Annotated in this window: 26 protein-coding genes and 1 pseudogene; 7 read left to right on the top strand and 20 right to left on the bottom strand. The window is 64.5% G+C overall.

Annotation, left to right across the window (positions count from 1 at the left end; genetic code table 11):
• Window positions 1–9: 9 nt before the first annotated feature.
• From GNZ21_RS14190 to rplS, 11 genes are all read right to left on the bottom strand, one after another.
• Window positions 10–945, bottom strand: coding sequence for an ACP S-malonyltransferase (locus GNZ21_RS14190; protein WP_188503662.1), 936 nt, complete (start codon window positions 943–945; stop codon window positions 10–12).
• Between the two features lie 79 nt (window positions 946–1,024).
• On the bottom strand, window positions 1,025–2,203 hold the full coding sequence (locus tag GNZ21_RS14185) for a PucR family transcriptional regulator (protein ID WP_157325461.1): 1,179 nt from the start codon (window positions 2,201–2,203) through the stop codon (window positions 1,025–1,027).
• 57 nt (window positions 2,204–2,260) lie between these two features.
• Window positions 2,261–2,764 carry a DUF3145 domain-containing protein gene (locus GNZ21_RS14180; RefSeq protein ID WP_157325460.1) on the bottom strand — a complete coding sequence of 168 codons (504 nt, stop codon included), beginning with the start codon at window positions 2,762–2,764 and terminating at the stop codon, window positions 2,261–2,263.
• 172 nt (window positions 2,765–2,936) lie between these two features.
• Entirely contained in the window at window positions 2,937–3,860 is a 924-nt protein-coding gene (locus GNZ21_RS14175) for a tyrosine recombinase XerC (RefSeq protein ID WP_198346041.1), read from the bottom strand.
• A 42-nt stretch (window positions 3,861–3,902) separates the two neighbouring features.
• Window positions 3,903–5,210: a DNA-processing protein DprA gene (locus GNZ21_RS14170; protein WP_157325459.1), complete on the bottom strand. Its 1,308-nt coding sequence runs from the start codon at window positions 5,208–5,210 to the stop codon at window positions 3,903–3,905.
• Complete coding sequence (locus GNZ21_RS14165; RefSeq protein WP_157325458.1) at window positions 5,210–6,772, bottom strand: YifB family Mg chelatase-like AAA ATPase; 1,563 nt, start codon at window positions 6,770–6,772, stop codon at window positions 5,210–5,212. The genes GNZ21_RS14170 and GNZ21_RS14165 overlap by 1 nt, the downstream gene beginning before the upstream one ends.
• Window positions 6,769–7,140, bottom strand: a complete 372-nt coding sequence (locus tag GNZ21_RS14160) for a YraN family protein (protein ID WP_157325457.1) — start codon at window positions 7,138–7,140, stop codon at window positions 6,769–6,771. Before GNZ21_RS14160 ends, GNZ21_RS14165 begins: the two co-directional genes overlap by 4 nt.
• Before the next feature lie 162 nt (window positions 7,141–7,302).
• Window positions 7,303–7,998 carry a ribonuclease HII gene (locus tag GNZ21_RS14155; RefSeq protein WP_188503663.1) on the bottom strand — a complete coding sequence of 232 codons (696 nt, stop codon included), beginning with the start codon at window positions 7,996–7,998 and terminating at the stop codon, window positions 7,303–7,305.
• The gene (gene lepB, locus GNZ21_RS14150; protein ID WP_188503664.1) at window positions 7,995–8,720 is read right to left on the bottom strand and encodes a signal peptidase I; all 726 of its coding nucleotides are present in this window, start codon (window positions 8,718–8,720) and stop codon (window positions 7,995–7,997) included. Before lepB (GNZ21_RS14150) ends, GNZ21_RS14155 begins: the two co-directional genes overlap by 4 nt.
• Window positions 8,717–9,361, bottom strand: coding sequence for a signal peptidase I (gene lepB, locus GNZ21_RS14145; protein WP_229659497.1), 645 nt, complete (start codon window positions 9,359–9,361; stop codon window positions 8,717–8,719). Before lepB (GNZ21_RS14145) ends, lepB (GNZ21_RS14150) begins: the two co-directional genes overlap by 4 nt.
• 23 nt (window positions 9,362–9,384) lie before the next feature.
• On the bottom strand, window positions 9,385–9,780 hold the full coding sequence (rplS, locus tag GNZ21_RS14140) for a 50S ribosomal protein L19 (RefSeq protein WP_157325456.1): 396 nt from the start codon (window positions 9,778–9,780) through the stop codon (window positions 9,385–9,387).
• Between the two features lie 338 nt (window positions 9,781–10,118).
• Here rplS and GNZ21_RS14135 point away from each other — a divergent pair, with 338 nt between their 5' ends.
• Window positions 10,119–10,562 carry an SseB family protein gene (locus tag GNZ21_RS14135; protein ID WP_157325454.1) on the top strand — a complete coding sequence of 148 codons (444 nt, stop codon included), beginning with the start codon at window positions 10,119–10,121 and terminating at the stop codon, window positions 10,560–10,562.
• Here GNZ21_RS14135 and trmD read toward each other — a convergent pair.
• The 5 genes from trmD to ffh form a co-directional block, all read right to left on the bottom strand.
• Window positions 10,553–11,299 carry a tRNA (guanosine(37)-N1)-methyltransferase TrmD gene (gene trmD / locus GNZ21_RS14130; RefSeq protein WP_188503665.1) on the bottom strand — a complete coding sequence of 249 codons (747 nt, stop codon included), beginning with the start codon at window positions 11,297–11,299 and terminating at the stop codon, window positions 10,553–10,555. The genes GNZ21_RS14135 and trmD overlap by 10 nt on opposite strands.
• A gap of 85 nt (window positions 11,300–11,384) precedes the next feature.
• Window positions 11,385–11,954, bottom strand: coding sequence for a ribosome maturation factor RimM (gene rimM, locus GNZ21_RS14125; protein WP_157325452.1), 570 nt, complete (start codon window positions 11,952–11,954; stop codon window positions 11,385–11,387).
• Between the two features lie 18 nt (window positions 11,955–11,972).
• A complete protein-coding gene (locus GNZ21_RS14120) occupies window positions 11,973–12,230 on the bottom strand; it encodes an RNA-binding protein (protein ID WP_157325451.1) in 258 nt (85 codons plus the stop codon).
• Window positions 12,227–12,652 (bottom strand): 30S ribosomal protein S16, encoded by a 426-nt coding sequence (rpsP, locus tag GNZ21_RS14115; RefSeq protein WP_188503666.1) that lies wholly within the window; start codon window positions 12,650–12,652, stop codon window positions 12,227–12,229. Before rpsP ends, GNZ21_RS14120 begins: the two co-directional genes overlap by 4 nt.
• A gap of 158 nt (window positions 12,653–12,810) precedes the next feature.
• Complete coding sequence (gene ffh, locus GNZ21_RS14110; RefSeq protein ID WP_188503667.1) at window positions 12,811–14,403, bottom strand: signal recognition particle protein; 1,593 nt, start codon at window positions 14,401–14,403, stop codon at window positions 12,811–12,813.
• A gap of 109 nt (window positions 14,404–14,512) precedes the next feature.
• Here ffh and GNZ21_RS14105 point away from each other — a divergent pair, with 109 nt between their 5' ends.
• The 5 genes from GNZ21_RS14105 to GNZ21_RS14085 all read left to right on the top strand — a co-directional run bounded on the left by GNZ21_RS14105 (window position 14,513) and on the right by GNZ21_RS14085 (window position 19,736).
• Window positions 14,513–15,001, top strand: coding sequence for a hypothetical protein (locus GNZ21_RS14105; protein ID WP_157325450.1), 489 nt, complete (start codon window positions 14,513–14,515; stop codon window positions 14,999–15,001).
• A gap of 9 nt (window positions 15,002–15,010) precedes the next feature.
• Complete coding sequence (locus tag GNZ21_RS14100) at window positions 15,011–15,685, top strand: hypothetical protein (RefSeq protein WP_157325449.1); 675 nt, start codon at window positions 15,011–15,013, stop codon at window positions 15,683–15,685.
• 70 nt (window positions 15,686–15,755) lie between these two features.
• Window positions 15,756–16,943 carry a signal recognition particle-docking protein FtsY gene (gene ftsY / locus GNZ21_RS14095; RefSeq protein ID WP_157325448.1) on the top strand — a complete coding sequence of 396 codons (1,188 nt, stop codon included), beginning with the start codon at window positions 15,756–15,758 and terminating at the stop codon, window positions 16,941–16,943.
• A 217-nt stretch (window positions 16,944–17,160) separates the two neighbouring features.
• Window positions 17,161–18,402 carry an ammonium transporter gene (locus tag GNZ21_RS14090; protein ID WP_157325447.1) on the top strand — a complete coding sequence of 414 codons (1,242 nt, stop codon included), beginning with the start codon at window positions 17,161–17,163 and terminating at the stop codon, window positions 18,400–18,402.
• 191 nt (window positions 18,403–18,593) lie between these two features.
• Window positions 18,594–19,736 (top strand): ATP-grasp domain-containing protein, encoded by a 1,143-nt coding sequence (locus GNZ21_RS14085; RefSeq protein WP_157325445.1) that lies wholly within the window; start codon window positions 18,594–18,596, stop codon window positions 19,734–19,736.
• 54 nt (window positions 19,737–19,790) lie between these two features.
• Here the strand turns inward: GNZ21_RS14085 and GNZ21_RS14080 are convergent, their stop codons facing one another.
• The 4 genes from GNZ21_RS14080 to GNZ21_RS14065 are packed head-to-tail and all read right to left on the bottom strand — an operon-like array spanning window position 19,791 to window position 23,929.
• The gene (locus tag GNZ21_RS14080; protein ID WP_188503668.1) at window positions 19,791–21,014 is read right to left on the bottom strand and encodes an MFS transporter; all 1,224 of its coding nucleotides are present in this window, start codon (window positions 21,012–21,014) and stop codon (window positions 19,791–19,793) included.
• Window positions 21,015–21,017: 3 nt separating this feature from the next.
• Complete coding sequence (cuyB, locus tag GNZ21_RS14075) at window positions 21,018–21,722, bottom strand: cysteate racemase (RefSeq protein ID WP_157325443.1); 705 nt, start codon at window positions 21,720–21,722, stop codon at window positions 21,018–21,020.
• Between the two features lie 46 nt (window positions 21,723–21,768).
• The gene (locus GNZ21_RS14070; RefSeq protein ID WP_157325441.1) at window positions 21,769–22,818 is read right to left on the bottom strand and encodes an ATP-grasp domain-containing protein; all 1,050 of its coding nucleotides are present in this window, start codon (window positions 22,816–22,818) and stop codon (window positions 21,769–21,771) included.
• Window positions 22,811–23,929, bottom strand: coding sequence for an ATP-grasp domain-containing protein (locus tag GNZ21_RS14065; protein WP_157325439.1), 1,119 nt, complete (start codon window positions 23,927–23,929; stop codon window positions 22,811–22,813). The genes GNZ21_RS14070 and GNZ21_RS14065 overlap by 8 nt, the downstream gene beginning before the upstream one ends.
• A 323-nt stretch (window positions 23,930–24,252) precedes the next feature.
• On the opposite strand from GNZ21_RS14065, the pseudogene GNZ21_RS14060 reads away from it, so the two are divergent.
• Window positions 24,253–25,476 (top strand): annotated as a pseudogene (locus tag GNZ21_RS14060) (ATP-grasp domain-containing protein); the annotation flags it as partial.

Genomic DNA, 25,476 nt, shown 5'->3' with positions numbered 1-25,476 from the left:
TCTCAGTTCTCAGGCGGTGTGTTCGGCGATGAACTCGTGGGCGGCTTCCAGGTCAGCCGGGGTCTTCACGGCCAGGGTCTCGGTGCCTTTGAGTCCGCGTTTGGCCAGTCCGGTGAGTGTCCCTCCGGGCAGCAGTTCCAGGATGCCGGTGACACCAGCCTGCCGCATGGTCTCCATGCAGGCGTCCCAGCGCACCGGGCGGGTGATCTGGCCGACGATCCGCTCGAGCACCTCGGACCCGGCGCTGACCTGAGCTCCGTCCCGGTTGGAGAGCAGGGCGGCGACTGGTTCGGCCGGGGTCACCGCGGCGGCAGCTTCGGCGAGCTTCTGCTGCGCCGTTGCCATGTACTGGGTGTGGAAGGCTCCGGCGACCTTCAGCGGGATCACCCGCGCTTTGGCCGGTGGGTTCCCGGCCAGTTCGCCCAGCGCTGCTTGGGCTCCGGCGGCCACGATCTGGCCTGCACCGTTGACATTGGCTGGGGAGAGTCCGGCTTCGCGGATGGCTTCGAGAACTTCTTCCTCGGCTCCGCCGAGCACGGCAGCCATGCCGGTGGGCTCGGCGGCTGCGGCCTCGGCCATGGCTCGTCCGCGGACTCCGATCAGCTCCATTGCGGACTGGTCGCTGAGCACTCCGGCCAGGGCTGCGGCGGGCAGCTCGCCCACTGAGTGTCCGGCGATCACTACGGAGCCCCCGTGTGCGGACAGCTTATCCGGGGTCAGGCCCAGAGCTCCCGCGGAGATCAGGGCAGCTGCGGCGAGCAGCGGCTGGGCCACTGCGGTATCGCGGATGGTCTGCTCATCGGCCTGCGTGCCATGGGCGATGAGGTCGGTCCCGGAGAACTCGGCGTAGCGGGACAGATGATCGGCCGCCTGGTCGAACTCCAACCACGGCTGCAGCATTCCTGGTGTCTGTGAACCCTGTCCTGGGCATACGATCGCTAGCACAGTCTCAACCTTCCCATCTGAGCCCCTTCTGCACCCCCATCCGGGGAGACCACGTCATCGGGGTGAACTTGTAGATACTCTACAACCCCCGGCCTACGCTCAGAGCAGTCTGCAGCACGTAGGCATCGCGCGGTTCCATCGGGTCCCAGCCGGTGACCTCCGTAATGCGCTTGAGGCGGTAGCGCACGGTGTTGGTGTGCACGTAGAGTTCCCGGGCCGTGGCTTCCAAGGAGTGCCCGGCATTGACATAGGAGTCCACGGTCTCCAGCAGTCCGTGGCCGGCTTCCAGCAGAGGCGTGTAGATGCCGCTGATGAGCGCCTCCTTGGCGTGCGCATCCCCGGCGAGGGCCCGTTCGGGCAGCAGCTCCTGGGCGGCGGCAGGATGCGGGGCCCGGGACCAGGCAGGTGCCGCAGAGTAGCCGGCGAATGCAGACTGGGCGCAGCGTGAGGCCTGAGCGATGGGCCCCTCAGTCTCGGCGTAGACCACCGGACCTTCGCCAAAGTGCGCAAGGATACGTTCCAGCCCGTTCCGCAGGTCAGTGACCCCGCCGAGGAGCAGGATCAGCCGGTCGCCCTGGACTCCGACCACCGCGTCAGCGGCGAAGCGAACACACTGCCGGCGCAGGTGGGAGAGGTAGACGGCATCGGCCTGATCCGGGGCGGTGCCCACGATCACCACCACTCCGGTGCTGGACTGCCAGCCGACTGCTGCAGCGCGGGAGGCGATCTGCTCCCCCGGCTCGCTGCGCAGCACAGCGTCCACCAGCAGTGCCTCCAGCCGGGAGTCCCAGGCGCCCCTGGATTCGGCGGCACGGGCGTAGACATCGGCGATGGCGAAGGCCACCTCGCGGGAATAGCGCAGCACGGCCTCGAGCATGGGCGGCCGGTCAGCCTCAGGCATCAGCCCGGGAAGCCGGGCCTCAACAGCTTCCACGATGGTCCTGATCAGCTGTAGGGCCCGCTGCAGACTGATAGTGCGCATCAGGTCTGTGGGGGCGGGGCCGAGTAGCTCATTGACCAGCGGCAGCGACCGGGCTGCGGGATCCTGAAGCCAATTGCCCAGGCCAGCGATGCCGCGCTGGGCGATCAGGCGCAGGGAGGCTCGCTCCTCGGTGCTGAGCTGCTTGTACCAGGGCAGCTTCTGCTCCAGGTGCTGGCCAACCTCAGTGGTGAGCTGGCCGGTGTTGCTGCGCAGCACCTCCAGCGCCTCGCCGGAGACGGTGACTGCAGGGGGCAGCCGGCCTGTGTCGAGACTCATAGGGACCGAGCTTACGTTGTGGAGTGTCTACAAACCAACGACGCCGCCCTGCCCACTTCACACTGCTTGCGACAACCACCTGACGGGGGCGCCTTCGGCAGCATGCCTGAAGGGCTCCAGCTCCTCGTCCCAGGCCTCACCCAGGGCCAGGGAGAGCTCCTGGTACATCACCGAGGGATCACCGGCGCCGAGTTCGTAGGCGTAGCGGATCCGGTCCTCAGAGACCATGATGTTTCCGGCGGTGTCGATGGTGGCGTGGAAGATGCCGAGTTCTGGAGTGTGGGACCAGCGGGAGCCATCTGCTCCGGGGCTGGGTTCCTCAGTGACCTCGAAGCGCAGGTGGCCCAACTGGCGCAGCGCGGAGGCGAGTTTGGCGCCGAGACCTTGGCTTCCTGACCAGGTCAGCTCAGCCCGGTGGGTGCCGGGTGCCGCGGGCTGCTCGGTCCAGGAGAAGCTCACCCTGGCGTCGACAGCTGACGCCACTGCCCATTCGACGTGCGGGCAGAGCGCACTGGGTGCCGAGTGGATGTGCAGGACACCCCTGGCTGCGTAATTCGACATTTCATCCTCCACATATGCGTCTCGGTACGTCTTCCCCTACGACCGGGAGCTGCATCTGTGGTGGTACACCTCAAGCTTAACAGCTGTGCGCCGATTTCGCGCGCCTTTGGGCGCGATGACCGCTGCAATGCGGCCCAAGGGCGAGCGTGGTTCTTCCCGCGGCTCGGATGAGCTAGGCGCGGGGGTGGGCCTGGGCATAAGCTTTGGCCAGCCGCTCTGCTGAGACGTGGGTGTAGATCTGGGTGGTAGCCAAGGATGCGTGGCCCAGCAGCTCCTGCACAGCGCGGAGGTCCGCTCCGCCTTCAAGCAGATGGGTGGCGGCAGTGTGCCGGAGGGCATGGGGGCCTCTGGCGGATGTGGTGCCCAGGGCTTCCAGAGCGGTGTCCACCACCCGGCGGACCACCCGGACATCGATCCGTGCCCCGCGTTCGCCCAGGAAGAGGGCCTCGCCGCTGCGCGGTCCGGTCAGTACCGGCCTGGCCTGGGCGGTCCAGCGCTCCAGAGCCTGCTGGGCGGGGGCGCCGAATGGGACCATTCGCTCCCGGCGGCCTTTACCGAGCACTTTGAGCATCCGCCGCTGAAAATCCACTGAGCCTAGTCCGAGGCCGGCCAGCTCGGAGACACGCACTCCGGTGGCGTAGAGCAGTTCCAGGATGGCTTCATCGCGGACCGCTACCGCCCAGCCGGAGGGGTCCTGGTCTTTGATGCGTTCGTAGGCCTGGCGCATTTGAGATGCGGCCTCGGTGAGGCCCTGTACGTGGCTGGCCTGCAGCACATCAGGCAGATGGGAGCCCCTGGCGGCGGACTTCAGCCGGACAGCAGGATCCTCGCTGAGGTGGCCCCGCTTATGCGCCCAGGCGGTGAAGGCCCGTGCGGAGGCAGTCTTGCGGTTCAAAGTGCTGCGGGATAGGCCGGCGGCGTGCAGCTGCGCCAGCCAGGTGCGCAGCTGGGCCAGCCCCAGGTTCCGCAGCCCCCCGGTATGCCCGCTCAGCTGCACCAAGTCACTGGTGTATCCGCGAACGGTGTGCTCGGAGAGCCGCCGCTCGTCACGCAGGTGCGCAGCGAACTCCTCCACCAGTGGGTCCATCGGCTCCATAGCGGGAAGTCTAGATCAGGCTCACAGCGCTTCCTGGGAGGTTCAGCCGTCCATGTTCCGCCGGGCTCTCCCCCATTCGCCGTTCTCCTCCCTGGCAAGGGACTTTCTGCGCAGTCGGGTAAGGGATGTCAGCACCTGGGGCACGGGGATCCCGGCCACCTCGCTGAGTTTCCCGCTGGTGGTGAACCGCCGCGCAGGCAGGGCGTCATAGACCCGGCGTTCCAGGTCGTTGAGCCCATCCACCGGCTGAACGGATTCAGCGGCGCAAGTCTCGGGCTGCCCGATCATGGGCAGGCTGGGCTGCTCACTCTGGGCACTGATGCCCTGGGTCCCGGCGGCGGTTGACTGCTCCAACACCAGCTGAACCGCATCAGCGGCGTCGGTGACCAGCTGCGCCGGGGTCTCCCGCAGCAGGCGGTGGCATCCTGCCGAGCTTGCCGAGTACACGCTGCCGGGAACAGCGCCGACGGGCCGGCCGATGCTCAGCGCATGGTTAGCTGTGGAGAGGGCACCGGAGCGCCAGCGTGCTTCCACCACCACGGTGGCGGCCGCCAGCGCGGCGATCAGCCGGTTGCGCTGCAGGAACCTGGACTTGGTGGGTGAGGATCCCGGTGCCATCTCACTCAGGATCAAGCCCTGCTCGGCGATGCTGTTCAGCAGCGAAGCGTTGCCCGCCGGGTAGAACCGGTCCACTCCCCCGGCCAGCACTGCGATGGTCGGTGCCCCCTCGGTGGCGCTCAGGGCACCCCGGTGGGCGGCGGCGTCGATCCCGTAGGCTCCCCCGGAGACTACTGTCACCGCGTGACCGGCAAGCTCCCGGGCTGACTCCCAGGCGATCCTGCTGCCGTAGTCCGTAGCCTCCCGGGCCCCCACCACAGCGAGGCTGCGCCCGGGCTGTGGAAGGCCCCTGAGCATACGCGCATACGGGTCCTGGGCACCGGGGACCGTTCTGAACCACAGGCACAACGGCTGGGCGGCTCCCAGATCCTGCAGCTGCTCCGGCCAGCAGGCGTCTTCGGGCACCAGCACGCCCCCGCCAATGCGATGCAGGGCGTTGAGCATCTGCTCGCTCCGGGTCAGTTGGAGGAGCCTGGTGCGCCACCGCTGCAGCCCTTCGGCAAGCCGGCGCTGGCCCCGGCTCAGTCCGGCGGCCTCCGCTGCCTCGCCGACTCTCTGCTGCTCGTGCTCAGCGGGCTCCCGGCCGGAGACTAGGAGGCGATGTGCGGCCTCAGCACCGAGGGCAGAGATGGTCACCGCGCCCAGCAGATCACCTGGCTCAATCAGGCGGCACAGTTCGGCGCGGGCCCTGCGCACTGTGGTTGCGGCCCACTCGGGCTCTGCTGCACGCATCAGGTGCGCACCCCTGCCGACTGGCGCAGAACCATAGCGGCGTCGATCTCATCCGCCTCCGGATGGTCTTTGAGGAACAGGTCCGAAATGGTCCAGGCCAGTCGCAGCACCCGAACATAGCCGCGCAGCGAAAGCTGTGCCCGGTCAAGAGCAGCATCCAGCGCGCGGACCTCCTTGCTGGGCAACCGGAGTTGCTCGCTTAACAGGTTCATGGGCACCTCAGCATTGAGGCTCAGCCCGAAGGCTGCCAGACGTTCCGTCTGAACGGCTCTGGCCTGCGCCACCCTCCGGGCCACCTCGGCCGAACTTTCGCCGGGCTGCTGCAGAGCCAGAGCGGCCGAGTGCGGGCGCTCGACCTGGACCTGCAAGTCGATCCGGTCAAGCAGCGGCCCGGAGAGCCGGTAGAGGTAATTGCGGCGCTGGGCCACAGTGCAGCTGCATTGAGTGCCTGAGCCTACGTTGAGCCCGCAGAGGCACGGGTTTGAGGCCATCACCAGCTGGAACCTCGCAGGATAGGTGACCTGCCCGGCGGAGCGGTGCAGGGTGATCCTGCCGGTCTCCAGCGGCTGACGCAGCGAGTCCAGCACGCTGCGCGGAAACTCCGGCGCCTCGTCCAGGAACAGCACCCCGCAGTGCGCCCGGGTCACCGCCCCGGGCCCCGGGATCCGTGATCCGCCGCCCAGCAGGGAAGGTGCCGTGGCGGAGTGATGGGGGGCCTCAAAGGGACGACGCCGCTGCAGCCGGGTCACACTGGCCGCACCTGAGCTGATCGAGGAGATTGCGGTGACCGCCATGGATTCCTCCTCGTTCAGCGGAGGCAGGATCGAGGGAAGCCGTTCAGCAAGCATCGTCTTACCGGCCCCGGGCGCGCCCATCAGCAGCATGTGGTGCCCGCCGGCGGCAGCCAGCTCGAGGGCGAACCGGGCCTCGGCCTGGCCACGGACATCGGCCAGGTCCTTGGCTGCCTCGCCCCCGGCGCTAGGTTCAGCGTGCGGGCTGCCCGGCGTGACCCGCTGGATCTCCTGGGCCGGGTCCGCGGGGACCTCGACTGCCCCCGGTGCCCGGAAGTAGGAGGCCACCTGCAGGGCATGCTCGGCGGCCAGCACCTCCACCCCGCGCACTAGGGCGGCCTCCTGGGCGTTCTCAGCGGCCACCACTACGGTCTCCGCGCCGGCCTGCGCCGCTGCGCGGACTGCCGGGAGTACGCCTTTGACCGGGCGGAGCCGGCCGTCCAGGCCCAGTTCAGCCAGGAACACCACCTTGGCGGTGCCTGCCACATGGGCCTCAGCGGCCCATGCGGCCACCAGGATGGACAAGTCCAGGGAGGAGCCGGACTTGGGAAGCGAGGCTGGGAACAGGTTGATGGTCAGGCGGCGGCGCGGCAGCTCGATACCGGTGTTCTTGGCCGCGGAGCGGATCCGGTCCTGGCTCTCCCTCAGGGCGGCGTCGGGCAGGCCCAGCAGCACGAATGCCGGCAGACTCTGGCCGATGTCGGCCTCGACTTCAATGAGATGGCCCTCCATCCCGATGAGCACCACTGAGCGTGCACGGCCCATGCTCATGGCAGGTCCTGGAGGTGATCGATCTGGACCCGTAGCTCCACAGAGCCCGGGGTGGCCTTTAGGACCACCGCCACCGCGTCGATCCGCCGGGGCACCGACCACATGCGGTGGGCTGCGGCGTATTCGCTGAGCAGCCGTTGGATCCGGCGCAGCTTGGCCTCATCGATGTGCTCCAGGGGGTGGCCGTAACCGAGCCCGCGCCGGGTCTTGACCTCCACCGCCACCAGCTGAGCGCCGTCCATAGTGATCAGGTCCAGCTCACCGGTTCGGGTGCGCCAGCGGCGCTGAAGTATACGGTGCCCCTTGGCCTGGAGGTATTCAGCGGCACGGTCTTCGCCCAGGACGCCGGTGCGGTCTTTGGCCCGCATGGGGTGCTCCTCTCACTGAAGTAGTGAGCACCAGCCTGGAGCTTGCTCAGGCCACGCAGCACGCCGGCCCGAACTGCTGTGCGCTCGGCGGCGCGCCGTAGAGGCCACCGACACGCTTGGGGAAAACTGCGCCGAGGCAGTGCGAAGGTCCAGGAACCAGGCCTACAGTCCCGGCAAGGCCGGCTTGACCAGGCTCCAGCTCTGGCGATGGTAGGCGGTGGGGCCCAGCTGGCAGATCGCCTCGCGGTGCTGGGCCGATCCGTAGCCCTTATTGGACTCCCAGCCGAACTCGGGGTGGGCAGCGGCTAAGTCCTCCATCAGCCCGTCGCGCTCCACCTTTGCCAGCACTGAGGCACAGGCCACCGAGAGGGCCAGGGTGTCTGCTTTGGCCATAGTGCGCACCGGCACCTCTGGGGCCTGCAGCCAGTTGTGGATCCCGTCCAGCAGCACCACATCCGGTGGCCGGCCCAGCCGCTCAGTGACCTCAGCCAGCCCGGCGCGCCCGGCGGCACCCATGGCGGCGCTGATGCCTGCCGCGTCGATCAGCTCCGCTGCCGAGTGCTGCACGCTGTAGGCCTGGGCCTGCTCGCAGATGCTGGGATGCCAGGACTTTCGCATACCGGGGCTGAGCAGCTTGGAGTCACGGACTCCGTCCAGGACAGGCCAGACCCCCGTCTCAGCGGCGATCACCTCGGCCGGCAGGGCATCCAGGTCGATGACCACCACGCCTACGGTCACCGGCCCGGCCAGTGCGCCGCGACCGACTTCATCCACGCCGGCGATGAGCCTGGCCCCGGTCTCTCGAGCCAGGGCCAGTTCCGGCCGCAGGGTGGCGTTGGTGGCTGAGGATGGGCTCACTGCGGATCAGGAATATGCTCAAAGGGGTCTCGGTCGTTGCCCCCGCCGCCCCATCGGTCCACCGGCCATACGATACTCAGGGTGCGCCCGATGATGTCCTCCTCAGGCACCGCCCCCTGGTCAGCTTCGCCCACATGGGAGCGGGAGTCCGCGGAGTTGGCTCGGTGATCGCCCAGCAGCCAGACGTGGTCCTGCGGCACGGTCACGCTGAAGTCTGTAGCAGAGGGCTCGTTTCCGGGATAGAGATAAGGCTCGTCGACCGGTTCGCCGTTGACCAGGATCCGCCCCTGCTCATCGCAGCACTCCACAGTGTCGCCCTCCAGCCCGATGACGCGCTTGACCACGTAGTGGCTGGAGGTATCGGGCATCAGGCCGATGAAGATCAGGGCATCCTGCACCGCATTGGTCTCGGCTGCTGGTCCGCCCCACCAGCTACGAGTGTCCTCGAAAACCACTACGTCTCCGCGGTCGATATCCATCAGCCCTGGTGACAGGAGGTTGACCACGATCCGGTCATCGACTTCCAGGGTGGGCTGCATGGACTCGGAGGGGATGTAGAAGGCGCGCAGGAAGAATGTCTTGATGATGAAGGAGATGACGATGGCCAGGCCCACAATGACCACCGTCTCGATGAGGAAGCTCACGGCCCAGTGCCGCCTCTTCCTGGGCGACTCTTCCGGGGTGGGTTCGACAGCCTGAGGCTCGTGCTCAGCAGCGGTCACTGCGTGTCTCCTTCAAGCTTGCGCCGTTCCCCCCAAGGCCAGATCACCTGGGTGGCCCTGCCGATGATGCGGTCTTGGCTGATCATACCGCCGCCAGGAGCTCCCAGCAGGTCTCGGGAATCTACAGAGGCCTCCCGGTTATCGCCCATCACCCACATCCGTCCCGCAGGCACCCGAGCCTCGAAGCTCATCTCGGAGGCGGGAGTCGCCGGGGAGATCTGGTAGTCCAAGTAGGGTTCGATGAGCTGCTCGCCGTTGACGGTGAGATGCCCGGTCTCATCGCAGCAGACCACTAGGTCGCCTTCACTGCCGATCACCCGCTTGACGTAGACCCCGGGCGGGGAGCCGATACCGACCCAATGGCCGATCCGTTCCAAGCTGCGGCTCAGGCTGGGGCCGCCCTGATAGGGATCGAAGGAGCCTTCCCCGTCGAAGACCACCACATCCCCGGTCTGCACCCCGTGGGCTCCGGGGTAGTCCTTAACCACCAGCATGCGCTCACCGTCATTGAGGGTAGGTTCCATAGAAACCTGGTTCACGGTGTAGATATCGGCGGCAAAGACTCTGACCAGGGTGGCGAGCAGCACCGCTAAAACGACGACGACGCCGACACTGAGAATCCAGCGTCGGCGTCGTGTCACAGCGTAGTTGAGCTAACGAGGGCTCAGGCCTCGGTAACTTCTTCCACCTTCTCACCCTGGGAGCGAGCCACCTGGGACTCGCGCTTCTCGCGGATGCGGGCGGCCTTGCCGTGGCGATCACGCATGTAGTACAGCTTGGCGCGGCGCACGTCACCGCGGGCCAGCACCTCGATCTTCTCGATCACCGGGGAGTGCACCGGGAAAGTGCGCTCCACACCGACGCCGAAGGACACTTTGCGCACGGTGAAGGTCTCCCGCACACCGGAGCCCTGGCGGCCGAGCACGTAGCCCTTGAAGACCTGGACACGGGTGGTCTTGCCCTCCACGATGTTCACGTGGACGTTGACGGTATCGCCGGGGGCGAAGTCGGGGACGTCGCTGCGCAGGCTGGCGGCGTCAACAAAGTCGAGCTTCTGCATGGTTTCTCCTTCTTCAGTGCTGCCACAGGTCAGCTGCCTGATGTCAGGGACGCGGGCTGAGGCAGGCTCAGCGCAGGTCATAAGCTTTGGGTTCCGCCGGGCGAGGATGTTCACCAGTCGGCGGGTCCTGACTGTACGGCACCTATCCCCTATGGCAGAGTCGGCACCCAGCAGGCACAGCACTCCATCCTATGCGGGTTCGGCCACTTTCTCAATTTTCGCTCTCCGCCCAATCCAGCCAGCTGGGCCGGACAGCCCTCGCACAGGCAGGGGCTCTGCCGTAGCGTGGGTGGGGACCGAATGATCCAGAGAAACCAGAGTATTGAGAGTGATCAGGAATGACTGAGACCGCTGAGACCACTGAAGAGACCGTGCCCGAGCTGAAGCAGGCCTTGCAGGCAGCCGCGGCCAACCGCACTGATGAGGGCTTTCTGCAGGATGATGTCACCACAGTGCTCAACGCTTTCCTCAACAGCACGGTCTACGCAGCCAGCTCTGAGGAGCCGGATAATGACAAGGGCGCCAACCTGCTGGTGGTCCAGGACGGTGATGGCAAGCCGCTGCCGGTGCTGTTCAGCTCTCAGGAGGAGGCCGAACAGCACAAGGAGCAGGCTCCCTTTGTGGTGCAGACCAATGGAATCACCCTAGTGCGCACCCTGGATGTGGGCGTGGTGCTGGACCCCATGGCTGAACACCAGTTCCTGATCCCGGCCGAGCAGATGGCTCAGATGCGCAGTTTTGTGGAAGAGCAGCTCGCCGAGGCTGAAGCCGCTCAGGACTGACATCGCGCCCAGAGATCGGGCCGGGTCTGCTGGGTGCGGGCCTCGGCCTGGGCCCTGCGCCAGTCTGCGATCCTGGCATGGTTGCCAGAAAGCAGCACCTCCGGGATCTGGTGACCACGCCATTGAGCTGGTTTGGTGTAGACCGGGTACTCCAGGAGCCCATCAGTGTGGGACTCCTCCTCCAATGAGGCCTCGTTGCCGATCACCCCGGGGATCAGCCGGGTGATGGCCTCGATCATCACCACTGCGGCGGCCTCTCCCCCATTGAGCACATAGTCGCCGATGCTCAGTCTGCGCACCTGAAAGTGCCCGGCTGCCCATTCGGTAACCCGCTCGTCGATCCCCTCGAAGCGCCCCGGGGCGAATACCAGGTGCTGATGCCCGGCCAGTTCCTGGGCATGGCCCTGGGTGAAGACCTCCCCCGAAGGTGTCGGGATGATCAGGGTGGGGCGGGAATCACCCGTCTTACCGGCACCGAGCTCTTCGGCGGCGTCTTCGTTGCCTGATGTCTCGGCGAGCACCTGTTCCAGGGCCTGCGCCCAGGGTTCGGGCTTCATCACCATTCCGGCCCCGCCGCCGGCGGGCGGAGAGTCCACAGTGCGGTGCTTATCGGCGGTGTAGTCGCGCAGATTGTGCCGCCGGATCTGCAGCAGGCCCTCCTGCTGGGCCCGGCCGATCAATGAGAGGTCCAGGACCTCGAAGAACTCCGGAAAGATCGAGATCAGATCAATCCGCACCCAGCACCTCATTCCGCATCGGGTTGTGCACAGTGCATGGGGAAATACCCCTGTGCAGAACGCAGAAGAACCGCTTTGGGCTCACTCAGAACAGCCCCTCGGGCGGGGTCAGCGTGATGCGCCGGGCCTCCGGATCGATCTCTGGGACGATCTCCTCCACGAACGGCACCATGACCTCCTGCCCGGCAGCAGTTCTGACCACCAGCAGATCCTGAGCATCCCCGGTGAGCAGTTCCAGTACGACGCCGTATTCGCGCCCATCTGCCCCCAGGCAGCTCATACCCTCCAACTCGTGGGAGTACCAGCCCTCTTCGTCGTCCTCGGGCTCGGCCGCAACGTCCACGTAGAGCATGGTCCCGCGCAGGGCCTCAGCAGCATTGCGGTCGCGGATCTCCGCGAAGCCCAACAGGCAGATGCTCTTGTTCCACCGCTGGGAGGTCACTGTCAGCGGCGTGGTCCCCTGGTCATGGGTCTCCGGCCCGGGAACCCGGATCAGAGTTTCGCCCGGGGCCAGGCGCTCGGCGGGCTCATCGGTGTAGAGCTGGGCGGTGACTTCCCCGCGGATCCCGTGCGGTTTGCCGATGCGAGCGACCCGCAGCCGTTCGCCCTGCTGGGACGATGACTGCGGGTCGTCGTGATATTCAGTGTGCGCCATGGGTCTCACCCGATGGCGTCAGCGGCGGCGGTCAGTGTCGACCACGTCCACCCGGACGTCATGGCCGCCGGGCAGCGCTGCCACCACCGTGCGCAGAGCCTTGGCAGTGCGGCCGGCGCGGCCGATCACCCGGCCCAGGTCCTCGGGGCTGACCCGGACCTGGAGGGTGTCGTAGCGGCGGCCGTTCTTGCGGCGGACCTCGGCCTCATCGGGTGAGTCGACGATCCCGCGGACCAAGTGCTCCAGTGCATCGGTGAGTGCAGCGTCGGTGCTCATGCCTCGGTCTTCTCCTCGGATGCTTCCTCAGCAGGGGTCTCAGCCTCGGCAGGGGCCTCCTCTGCGGCGGGCTCCTCAGCCTTGTCCACGATGACCGAGCCCTTGGAGGAGAGCACGAACTCCTCCTTGGGAGCCTTGGTCTTCAGGGTGCCTTCAGCACCCTCGAGGCCCTTGAACTTCTGCCAGTCACCGGTGATGGTCAGCAGCTGCTGGACCTGCTCGGAGGGCTGGGCGCCCACACTGAGCCAGTACTGCGCCCGCTCCGAGTCGATCTCGATGAACGAGGGCTCCTCGGTGGGGTGGTACTTGCCGATCTCTTCGATGTTCTTGCCATCGCGCTTGGCGCGGGAGTCGGCAACGACTACGCGGTACTGGGGGGCAAACTTCTTGCCCATGCGCTTCAGACGAATCTTGACTGCCACTTGTGTGGTTACTCCTGTAGGTATTGGGGTGCACGTCTCTGCCGGGACCGCGTGGGGGTATGCAAACAGCTCCGGGCCACGTGCGTGAACATTTGGCCAGGCCGGCGAGGGTAGAGGGTGCTCGCCGAACCTGAGCAAAGTACCTGCCTACTCTACTACTACTTCAGGTATTTCTCGAAACCGCTGGGGAGGTTGAGCTCCTCCGGGTTGAAGTCGTTCTTCCCTGCACCGAAGCTGGATCCGTCCATCCGTTTCTGGCTGCGCTGCAGCTCGGCCTCGCGGGCCTGCTGAGCTGCCTTGGCGGGGTTGCCGGACTTGCCCTTCTGCTTCTTTCCCTTGCCCTTGGCCTTCTTCTTTCCGCCGTGGCCGCCTGCACCGGGCATCCCCGGCATAGCGCCGCCGGGCATTCCCGGCATTCCGGGCATCCCCCCGCCGGAGGCCATCTTCTTCATCATCTTGGCAGCCTGGCCGAACCGCTCCAGCAGTTGGTTGACCTCAGAGACATGGACTCCGGAACCCTTGGCGATGCGGGCCCGGCGGGAGCCGTTGATGATCTTGGGGGCGTTGCGCTCATGGGGGGTCATCGAGTTGATGATGGCCTCCACCCGGTCCAGCTGGGAGTCGTCGAACTGCTCGAGCTGCTGGCGCATCCCGGCCGCGCCGGGCATCATGCCCAGCAGCTTCTTCATGGAGCCCATCTTCTTGATCTGCTGCATCTGGGCCCTGAAGTCCTCCAGGGTGAAGTCCTCCTGGTCGGCGAACTTCTTGGCCATCTTCTCGGCCTCGGCGCGGTCCCAGTTGGCCTCGGCCTGCTCGATCAGCGAGAGGATATCGCCCATGTCCAGGATGCGGCGGGCCATCCGGTCAGGGTGGAAGACCTCAAAGTCCTTCAGACCCTCGCCGGTGGAGGCATACATCACGGGTTTGCCGGTGACCGAGGCCACTGAGAGGGCTGCGCCGCCGCGGGCGTCGCCGTCGAGCTTGGTGAGCACCACGCCGGTGAAGTCCACGCCCTCGTTGAAGGCCTGTGCGGTGTTGACCGCGTCCTGACCGATCATCGCGTCAATGACGAAGAGGGTCTCGTGGGCGCCCACAGCAGCCTTGATATCCGCGGCCTGGGTCATCAGCTCCTGGTCCACGCCGAGCCGGCCGGCGGTGTCGATGATCACCACATCGTGCAGCTTCTCCTTGGCGTGGGCCACCCCGTCTCGTGCCACCGTCACCGGGTTGCCGGTGGGAACCTCGGCCTCGGAGCTGACGCCCGGATGCGGGGCGTAGACCGGGACACCGGCGCGCTCACCGCCGACCTGCAGCTGCTTGACCGCATTGGGCCGCTGCAGATCGCAGGCCACCAGCACCGGGGTGTGGCCCTGGTTCTTCAGATGAGCGGCCAGCTTGCCGGCCAGAGTGGTCTTACCGGCACCCTGCAGACCTGCCAACATGATGATGGTGGGAGGCTGCTTGGCGAACTCCAGGGTGCGGGTCTGACCGCCGAGGATGCCGACCAGCTCCTCGTTGACGATCTTGACCACCTGCTGGCCGGGGTTCAGCGCCTGGGAGACCTCCGAGCCCAGGGCACGGGCTTTGATCCGGGCGATGAACTCGCGGACCACCGGGACCGCCACATCGGCGTCCAGCAGGGCCCGCCGGATCTCCCGGGCGGTGCCGTCAATATCGGCCTCGGTGAGCTTTCCCTTGCCGCGGAGGTTCTTGAACGTCGCGGTGAGGCGATCAGAGAGCGAGTTGAACACGTCTGGTGCGTTTCCTTACGAGACTGTAGGTGGCGTCGTCGTACCCCGTTCAGCCCGAGCTTGAAGCCTCGGGCCGCGCGGTGAACTGTCAAACCCCTAGAGTAACAACGTGAGCCAAAATCTTGACGCACAGGTGATCCAGTCTGCCCTGGGGGCCCATCTGGGGTACCTGCGTGCGGCGGAATCTGCTCACCGTGCCGCTGGGCGGGCACTGGCCTCACACCCGCAGCTGCCGGAGCTGGTGCGCAGCCGGACCTCTCCGATCGCGGTCTCCGCCGCGCACCGGGCCCGCAGCGCCTCCTTCGGCCAGCGCGCCGAGTTTGTGGAGCAGCTGCTGAACTTCCCCGCAGCCGGGCTGCGCGCACTCACTGAGGGCGACATGCGCACCCTCCAGGTGCCGGCCCATATCGGTCAGGCTGCACTGCCGAAGCAGGTTGCCGATACCATTGCCGAACGCGAGACCCGGGCCCGGTTGGCCGCTGCCCGGCCGGTGAGCAGGCCGGCCACCGGGAAGAACCCCGTGGTGAGTGCAGCGGAGCCGCAGCCAGCGCCCTGGCACAAACGCAGTTTCGACGACATCCTGCTGGGCCGGAAGTAGGATCGAGTCATGACCGAGCATAAGGACCCCCAGCAGGCTCCTGAGAACGACGCCGCCACCGCAGCAAGTGCCCAGGAGGCGGAGAGCTTTCCGCTGGCTGACCCTGAGTTCGAGGATCTGCTTGATGAGGAGGATCAGCAGATCGAGCCGCCCACCGATATCGGGGAGAACGCCCAGCAGGTGGTGACCGCACTGCTGGGCCACCAGCAGGATCTGGTTGCTGAGCTGCGCAGTGTCTATGAGCGCCTGGAGCAGGTCCGCGAGGTGGACTATGCCGCCCTGGAGGAGCGGGTCAAGCAGGCTGAATCGGTGGTGGAGGCTGCACCCTCGGCGGCGGAGCTGCAGGAGCTCATCGGTCTGTTGGAGGGTATGTCCGGAACGCTGAAGGAACATGAGAACAAGCAGGCTGAGCTGGAGCAGCAGCTGCGCGATGCCAGGGAGCACCACGCCACCCAGTTGGCCGAGCGGGATGCCCGGATCGCGGCGCAGAACGCACGCATCGAGGAGCTTGAGGCCGGTATCACCGCTGCCGCGGAGTCTGCGGAGTCAGCCCATGACAAACTGCAGGTGCTGGCCCAGGAGACCAATTCCAGCCTGATCCACCGGATGGGCGAGCGGGTCTCCCCCGCCGCCCAGCAGGCCCGGAACGCACTGAGCAACATCCGGCGCCGCTTCAGGCGCTGAACCGGCGGTTCCCCGCTCACGCTCTCCCCACTCACCCTCGCGCGCGGCCGCTGTGGGACAATCTTGGGTAATGGAAACTTCAGTCTTTATCACCTTCATTGTTCTAGCCGCCGTGCTGGTGGGTCTGCTGGGCCTGTTCCTGGTCAAGGGACGCCCGCTGACCGCTGGGAAGCCGCGCCGGGAGTTCCCGGCTGACCGGGACGCCGATGACCTGCCCCCCGGTGCCCCGGATGAGCCCGGCGGCGCCACGCTGGTCACGGACCGGCCGGAGGGCACCCCCGCGGATCTCGACACGCAGGCCCCGGATGTCACCGTTGACACTCTGGAGAAGCCGGAGGCCCCGGAGACCCGGTTGGCCCGGCTGCGCGCCCGGTTGGTGAAGTCCAACAACATCTTCAGCAAGTCTCTGCTGGCTCTGCTGAGCCGCGACGAGATCGATGATGATGTCTGGGATGAGATTGAGGAGACGCTGCTCTCCGCGGACCTGGGCGCCGAGCCCACTTTTGAGCTGGTGGAGACTCTGCGCCAGCGGGTCACTGTGGAGGGCTCTAAGGATCCTGAGCGGGTCAAGGCTATGCTCCGTGAGGAGCTGATCAAACTGGTGGACCCGGCATTCGACCGAAGCCTCAACGTGAAGAATCCCGGCCGGCCATCCGTAGTGCTGGTGGTGGGTGTCAACGGGGTGGGTAAGACCACCACTGTGGGCAAGCTGGCCCGGGTGATGGTTGCCGAGGACAAGGATGTGATCCTCGGTGCCGCCGACACCTTCCGCGCCGCAGCCGCCGAACAGCTGACCACCTGGGGCTCCCGGGTGGGCGTGCCCACTGTCTCCTCGGAGAAGGAGGGCGCTGATCCTGCCTCAGTAGCCTTTGACGCTGTGGAGAAGGCCATCGAGCTGGAGTCCGATGTGGTGATGGTGGATACCGCCGGACGGCTGCAGAACAAGGCCAACCTGATGGATCAGCTGGGCAAGGTTAAGCGAGTCATTGAGAAGAAGTCCCAGGTGGACGAGGTGCTCCTAGTGCTCGATGCCACCACGGGGCAGAACGGACTGAGCCAGGCCAAGGTCTTCTCCGAAGTCGTGAATGTCACCGGGATCGTGCTGACCAAGCTGGACGGCACCGCCCGCGGCGGGATTGTGGTGGCCATCCAGAAGCAGCTGGGAGTTCCGGTGAAGCTCATCGGGCTCGGCGAGGGTCCCGATGACTTGGCTCCCTTTGACACAGAGCAGTTCGTGGACGCGCTCCTGGAGGAGTGACCCAGCTCTCAATAACCAGTACGACGCTGCCCCACTCACCCGGGTTTCCGGGAGTTCAGTGGGGCGGCGTCGTGGTTTAAATACGTTTTCGCCGGAGAGATTTAACTGAACGGAAACATAAGGGCCGCCGTGGTGAAACACGTCAGGTGAACGATGGAACCCAGCTCGCACCGGTGAGGGTCACTGGTGAGTAGAGATGTTTTCTGGAGGGACACTGATGGAAGCAGAAGTTATCTGGGTAGTCGTGGCCGGCGCCTTTGTGCTGTTCATGACCCCTGGTCTGGCACTTTTCTACGGCGGTCTGTCGCAGACCAAATCCGCCGTCAACATGATGATGATGAGCTTCGCGGCTATGGGCTTGGTGGCGATCACCTGGACCCTGTGGGGCGATGCGATCTCCTTCGGCAGCTCGATCGGCGGGCTGTTCGGCAACCCGACTGACAACTTTGCCGCTTTCACCTCTTTCGAGGAGGCCGGCGATGGGCTGGTGTGGGTGGGCTTCGGCGGCACTTTCGCCATCATCACCACGGCACTGATCTCCGGTGCTATCGCTGACCGCGCCAAGTTCTCCGCCTGGATGATCTTTGTGCCGATCTGGCTGACCCTGGTCTACGCCCCGTTGGCCCACTGGGTCTGGGGCGACGGTGGCCTCCTGGTGGAAGGCGGTCTGATCGGTGACGCCGTGGGCGAGGCCGTGGACTTCGCCGGCGGCCTGGTGGTGCATATGTGCGCCGGCCTGGCTGCGCTGGCGTTGGTGCTGGTGATCGGCCCGCGCTCGAACTTCGCCCCCACCAAGGCGCACAACGTGCCGCTGGTGCTGCTGGGTGCCTCGATCCTGTGGTTCGGCTGGTTCGGCTTCAACCTCGGTGAGGCCGGCAGCACTGACGAGATCTCCCTGAACTGGCTGAACACTATGCTGGCTCCGGCCGCTGCGCTGACGGCCTGGCTGCTCACCGAGTGGGCCCGCGGCAAGAAGCCCAGCCCGGTGGGGGCGGCCTCCGGCATCGTGGCCGGTCTGGTGGCTATCACCCCGGCTGTGGCTCACGTGCAGCCGATCGGCGCGATCCTCCTGGGTGCTGTCTCCGGTGCGATCTGCTGCTTCGCTGTGGACTTCAAGTACGGCAAATATGACGACACTCTGGACGTGGTCGGCCTGCACTTTGTGGCCGGCCTGTGGGGCACCATTGCGATCGGCCTCTTCGGCTACGAGGACATCTACGGTGAGGGCCGCACTGGCCTGCTGGTGGGCGGCGGCGCCGAGCTGCTGATCGCTCAGGTGGTGGCCTGTGTGGTGACTCTGGTCTTTGCCTTCGGTGCCACGTATCTCATCGGGATGGCCATCCACAAGACCATCGGGTTCCGGGTGGACGAGCAGGTCGAGGAGGAGGGCATCGACTCCGCTGCCCACCAGGCGGAGGCCTACATCATGCCCTCTGCGGAGCAGCCCATGGTGAGATAGTGCTTCCAGATATTCGTAACTGACGGATGTCGCAGGAGTCCCGGATCCAGGTGGGTCCGGGACTTTCCTGACCCAACGCGTTCTCCCACTTAGGACCGTCAGCTAACAGCCATCATTTGCCCAACTGACCACCAGCTACCACGCGTAGTTTATGACGCTGTCGTTGAATGCCTGGCTGAGAGGTTATCGATTTGCGCCAAACCAACACTGAACAAGTACCTGCTTCTCTGTCAGATACACATCAATATTTGGTCAAGAATGACATCAAGGGCGGGTTAACCAGTGCCTTGCTGGCAAACCGGGCGATGGCCAGGGGCATCCCGGTAGCGCCAGATGCCAAGCGGCGGCTGAGCATGCAGGTGGGTAAGCGACGCGTCTGGTTTGATGGAGCGCGATCAAATCTGAACAGCGTGCTCGCCAGCCGCTGCACACGCTATAAGGACGTCACCAGTCGCTTGCTTCTCAACTATGGGGTGAGAGCGCCGGAGAACGTGGCCTTCCAGCATCATCAGGTCCTTGAAGCCTGGGCGTGGGCCGCTCAGAAGACACCCGTGGTGGTCAAGCCGCCGAACGAGGGCATGGGCAGCTCGGTACATGTCGGAATCACTGAGTTCGCCGAGTTTGAAGAAGCCTTCACAGCAGTATCAGCGATCTCCGATGATGTGTTGGTGGAGCGCTTCATCCCCGGTGTGGAGCACCGGGTGCTGTTGGTGTACGGCAAGGTCGCAGCCGTAGCCCGCCGGGTGCCTGCCAATGTCATAGGGGATGGTGCCTCTACAGTCTCGGAGTTGATTGAGGAGAAAAATCGACTGCGCACAGAGTCCCAGAATCCCGTGCACTACCAGATACCAGTCGACGAGGTCGTGACACGGGAGCTGGGAAAGCAACAGCTGAACCTGGATGTTGTCCCTGAACAGGGCCGTCAGGTGTGGCTGAGACCCAACTCGAATGTGCACAGCGGCGGCGACGGCGTTGACGCCACAGATGACCTGAGTCCGGAGGAGGTCGAGTTGGCTGAGAACGTCGCGCGGGCGATTCCCGGGCTCCGCTTGGCCGGCATCGATATGCTGCTACCCCGGGAGGGCCAAGGCTCAGAACCCTATGTGCTGGAAGTCAACAGCACTCCCATGATGACCGGTCACCATTTCCCGTGGGTAGGCCAGAGCAGAGATGTGGCAGAAATTCTGGTGGCAAGCATGTTTCCTGAAAGCAAGCCCACGGACACTTCCGACTCTGAACTCACCGCACAGCAGAAGGTCCGTGCAGAAGTTCGGCGCAACCTCCGCATTCTTCGCCGCCGCTGGCGCTGGTTCAGGGACAAACAACTCAGATAGTGACAGGTCCCCCGGGCCAGTCTCCAACCTGGGGAACCGTGATTCCAGGGCTTCCTAGTCCTCAGTGTCTGGGGGTTCAGGTCTTCTTGGGGGCAGCGTTTCTGGCGCGGCTGTCCAAGCTGCTGCGCCTACAAGCATGACTAGACCGGTGATCCCGAACGCCCAAGCATAGCTCAAATGGTCTACGAGGAAGCCGGCAAGAAGCGGGCCCAGGATCCCGCCGAGGTCCTGGGTCATTTGGAATGTCGAAACCACCGGCCCCCCATTGCGCCCCTCGCCCACAATGTCGGCCACGGCCGCCTGCTGGGCCGGGACAATGAGTCCAGTTCCGGCACCTGCTATCAGGCTCAGCACCAGCAGCACCCACGGCTCTGGGGCCAGGCCCAGCAGACCGGTGGAGACTGCGGCTATCGTCAAACCCACCATGATGGGGGGTCGCCGTCCCCACTGGTCAGACCGCTTGGCCAGGGTGAGCACTGTAACAACATTTCCCGCTGCAAATGTCGCCAGTGCCACTCCAGCCAACTGACTAGAGTCGATGATGAGTCCCCCGCCGACAAACGCAGAGGCCGCAAACAGCGGAACGATCGAATTGCGCACGCCGAACGTAGCCCACCCATTGGTGAATCCGGAAGTCAGCGCTGCCCGGTAGCTGGGCCTTTGCCAGGCTTCAGCCAAAGTGGCGCGTTGGAGTGTGACCTTGTTGTTCAGATCTTCCAACCGGGATTTCCGCAGCATGAAAAACACTAGGGCAGCGGCGATGATCAGGGCGACACCGTAGACCAGGAACGGCGCTCGCTGTCCGAGCAGCAGAAGACTGGATCCTAGCAGTGGCCCTGCCACGTTCCCGATCAGGAAGGCTGAAGCGTACGCCCCGGAGACTCGTCCTCGTATCTGGGGAGGCGACTTACGCGCCAGAAACGTCATCGCGGAGACTGTGAAGAACGTGGAGCCGATACCTCCTAGCGCGCGGAAGAGCAGCAGAAGCTCAAAGTTCGGTGCGAATGCGGTGGCAATCATCGAGGCGGCTACGATCAGCAGGCCGATGACATACACCGGGGTCTCCCCCAGTATGTGGGTCAGCTTCCCGGACGCTGGTGCGAAGAGCAGGCGGAAAAGCCCGAACGCTGACACCACAGCCGAGACAGCGAAAGCAGAGACCCCGAAATCAGAGGCGTACTGCGGCAGGATCGGGGCGACAATGCCAAACCCAATGGCGATGATGAATGCCGAGGCAATCAGTACCTTCAGCTCAGGTGGGATCCTATGGCTATCCACAGTTCAACTCGCCAGGGAGGCGGCCTTCTGGACCACCTGGTTGGCCAGCAGGATCGAGGGATCGACGAGGGGGCGTGGCGACTCCTCAGCTGAGAGCGCCAGCGGAATCTCAGTGCAGGCTGCCACAATCACATCAGCTCCAGCGTCCACTAGTGTCTCCGCGACCTCCACCAGAGCGCGCTCCTGCTCGGCGGTGAGGCTGCCGGCCTTCACTGCGTAAATCGCTTCCATCACCGCGTGCTGCCCCGCTGCGTCCGGCAGCACCGGGGTGATGTTCGACGCCGCCAGGCTCTCCTGATACAGCCCAGCAGTCAGAGTGGCGTCGGTGGCCAACAGCCCAGCGGATGAGACATAGGGCAAGGCAGACAGGTGCTCGGCAGTGACCTCGACGATGGATAGGTACTCCAGGTCCACCTGCTCACGGACCCGGGGCAGGAACGCGTGGGCCCCGTTGCAAGTCACCACGTAGAAGGCAGCCCCGGCGTCCTTCAGCTGCTGAGCACCGGCGACCAACTGCGGGGTGGGGTCTTCTCCCCCGCCCGTAATAGCCCGGGAACGGTCCGGCACAGAAGGATCGGCCCAGATCATCACCCGTAGATGCTCCTGATCCGTGGAGGCAGGAGTGGCAGCGATGAGCTTGGAGTAGAAGTCCACTGTCGCTGCCGGTCCCATCCCGCCCAGAATCCCCACCAGTGGCGCCTCCGCCATCTCAGGATCTCCTCTTGTTTCGAACCGAAAAGCTGACCGATCGAGTCTAATCCATCAGCCGGACGGTGACCGCGTGAGCGGAACCCCCGCCTGGAAGGCCGCCCAGCGCCTGGGTGATGATCAGGGCCGCATCAGCAGAAGCAGCTTCCAGCTGCACGTACAACCCTTTCTCCTTCTGCTCGGGACCACTGTGCACGTGAACGCTGCCAAATGCTCCGATGAGCTCGCTGAGCTTTGCTGCGAAGCTGGCTGGGGATGGAACTGAGCAGAGCCTGATCTCATAGTTCCCCCGTGGGGCGGGCTCAGGCAGGGCTGCGCCGATCCTACGGGCCTCCGCCAGGATCAGTTCTCCGGCCAGCGCCAGCGCAGCCTCATCTGATCTTCCGACGTAGTCCCGAAGGTGCGGGTGGTGCATGACACGTTCCAGTACGGCGTTCTTCTCGGCCCGCGGCTCCTCCGGGCTCGGAGCCACGATGGTGACTCCCGCTGTATCGATGCCGGGGATGGCCCGCACCGCCGCAACAGCAAAGTTCTTCAGTGATTCGGAGACCTCATCCAAACGATAGGCCCTGCTCCGGCTCTGGCTGATCGCCACCACCTGGTCCTGATGCACCAGCAACCTCAGGGCCGGTCCATTGACCGAGGCATTGACCAGGAGCTGGCCCCGGGACTTGCTCCGCAGTGTGTGCAGTGCCTCAGTGAGCTCATCCTTGTCTGCAGCGGTGCGGCGCGAGGCACCCGAAACGCCTGCGACCACCACTGGGTAACCATGCTTCTGTGCGAAGCCCTGTGCCTCATGGCCCTTATCCCTGCTGAAAACCTTGTAGTGCGGTACCGGCAGCCCCGCGTGCTTGAGCAGCTTCCAGGTCTTCGGGGACGTCTTGTCCAATCCCATGCCTGCATAGGTCACCCCGTAGGAGCCTATTTGGGTGAAGGCCAGTCTGGTAGCCGCGGGCTCAATGGTGAAGACCACGTCTCCCGGGTAGTTCGCTATAGACATCTGCCGGGCCAGGAGTTCTGCCCGCAGGCACCAGGAGTCGTATTCCGCAGCGGTGAGGGAGTCCGGTGAGTGCAGGGGCGCGGACGGTTTAGACATGGTGGACCTCCAGACTGCGTGGCGTCACCTGATGCGGGTTTTGGAAGGCATGGGCGAGCCATGCGGCTGCTTCCTCCGCAGGTCCGTTGACCTTTCCGTGAACGGTTCTGAGGCTGAGGAGACGGAAACTGACTTTCAGGCCCATCTGCTCAGCCCGTGCGGCCAGCCAATCCTTGAACTCTTTTCGGGCGCCGGGGCAGTCAATCGTGACCTTTAGCGCTACGGTGGTGCGGTAGCTGCTCAGGCTGACTCCAGCATGTTCGGCCGAGGTCCTCACCAGCTCCTGGGCGACGGTGACTGGAGCGCCGTAGAGGGGGTATTCGTGGGAGTCTACTGCCGGCACTGAGTTGATCTCACAGATACCGGCACGCTGTTCAGTCAGCGGACGGTCTGGAGCAGGGATGATGAAGTCGACCCCGGCGAAGCCAAGACCGGGAATGGCCTCCACGGCGCGGGCACTGGCTTCCAATATCGAGGGATGCAGCTTCTCGAGTACCTGCTCGGGCTCTCCGCCTTGACTGGTGTTCGACCCGTAGGTGACGTGCACGGTGCGACCCGCTTCCAGGACGCTGTCGAGGGCGGTGTGCTGCCGCTGCAGCAGATGTTCCAGTCGTTCGTCGACGTGGATGGGGCGGCTCATCAGATGAGGGTTGCCGCGGCGCACCTGCTGCCGCTCCTCCACGAGTTGACGTACAGTCTGAGAACCGTTACCGGTCACCGCACAACGACGGCTGATGAGCGCCGACACTGCCCGGCCATTGACCACAATAATCCTGTAGGCCTCCCCTTCGATCTGTTCCTCAACGACGATTTCGTCCTGTGCCGTGTCACCGCTGAGCTCGCCGAATGCCCACCTCAGCTCGGATTCATCACCTATCCCGGTGAGCACACCCTTGCCTTGGGTTCCGTGCAGAGGTTTGACCACCACCGGGTAACCCAGTTCCTCCGAGGCGTAGTCAACCGCAGCTTCCAGATCCTGTGGGGTGAAACGCATTCCTTTTGGCACCGGAACGTCCTGATCCTGGAGAATCAGACGGGTGGAGTGCTTGTCCTGGGTCAGCGGGGCTGCCGGCCTGGAGTTGATCACCGAGCCCGCCTTGCTGAAACCCATCTGGTTTCCCTGAGCGTCCACGACTATCAACGTCTGTGCTGATGTCCTGAAGACGGAAAGGCCATAAGCCAGACAATCCCGATCCAGTAAGACCGTGGTCAGCGGAGCACGCCCCAAGCCTGTGAAAAGCTCAGCGCTGGAATACTGATTCGGAGTGCGCACTCGCTCACAGTGCATCGCGTTCCTGATCATTGGCCGTAGACTTTCTGGGCTACACCTGGTTCTGGGAAGGCTGACTCACCATAATGAGAGTGTTCTCACGAATAAGGCGTAGAGTGTGCCAAGTTTGCATCATCGGAGCCCCAGGTCAGCAGGAGGTCCTTATGGAGGCAGAGTGGCCCGAGCATTTCCAGCCGGAGGTGGTGAAGGACGGTTTCGGCGGAAAGCTCACCAGCTACACCATTGCACTCGAAGCTTGGAGGCGCGGATTGCAGGTGACGTTCCTGGATCCAGAGTTGCGTAAGTATCGGATTCAAGATGACTCAGGTAACGCCGTTACTTTCATCCGTTCCCGGCCACATATGACTACGTGGGACGCTGTCAGGGTCGCGAATAATAAGTTCAAAACAAATGCAAAACTGCGCGCCGCAGGAATCCCAGTTCCCGAGTCCGCCATCATCGAACCTTCACAAGACACACTCTCTGTACTGAAGGAACGAGCACGGGGCATCGGGTATCCGGTTGTCATCAAACCTCTAAAAGGAAGTATGGGTCATGGAGTATTCTCCGGAATCTCTGACGAGCAGATGCTGGAGGACCGCTACCGCGACCTCATTGAAATGGATGGACCTGCGCCTATCGTCATGGAATCACATATAGTCGGCGAGGACTATCGAGTATTGGTCTATAGTTCGCGCGTGGTCGCTGCATGCAAGCGGGTTCCAGCCAACATACTCGGAGATGGGGAGAGCACCGTAGAAACACTGGTGGAACGCAAAAATGCTCTTCGCCGAAAGAACCCGTTCCTTTCGAAAGGGCTCATCAAGCATGACCGTGAAGTAGAGGACTACTTGAGACGTCAGGGTCATACTCTTTCCAGCGTGCCGGCCCGAGGTGAGTACCTTCAGTTACGTAGCGCAGCTAATGCAAGCGCCGGTGGCGACGTCATAGATGTTACTTGGAACCTGCCGCGCGAGCTCCGGCAAGCCGCGGTGAAAGCAACACAGGCAATACCTGATCTCTATTGCGCAGGGGTAGATATTCTCTTCAACGACCACGCGGGTCAAGTGGAAGGCAACTACGCCATTATTGAGCTGAACGCCCATCCCCAAATTGGCGTCAACATGTATCCTACCCAAGGTCAGGGTGTCGATGTGCCGAGGCATATCCTTGACGAGTGCTTCCCAGATTCTCGACGCAGCTGCCCCAAAAACGTAGCAAGCCTCTACTTCCCACTCAACAACTTGTTGGGCCCTCTTCACCAGGGAGCAATCGAAGCAATAAGCCCCCGTCCACTCGCCCGACACCGCTACAGCATGAGACTCTCACTGGTCTCAGATGAGGCACTGAAAGTCACGGCTGATAACCAGCAAGCTCTAGCCCGTCTC

The organism is Nesterenkonia alkaliphila (assembly GCF_009758175.1).
Classification (GTDB): domain Bacteria; phylum Actinomycetota; class Actinomycetes; order Actinomycetales; family Micrococcaceae; genus Nesterenkonia; species Nesterenkonia alkaliphila.
The sequence above is the reverse complement of the archived record's forward strand: the minus strand, read 5'-3'. Positions and strand labels throughout refer to the sequence as shown.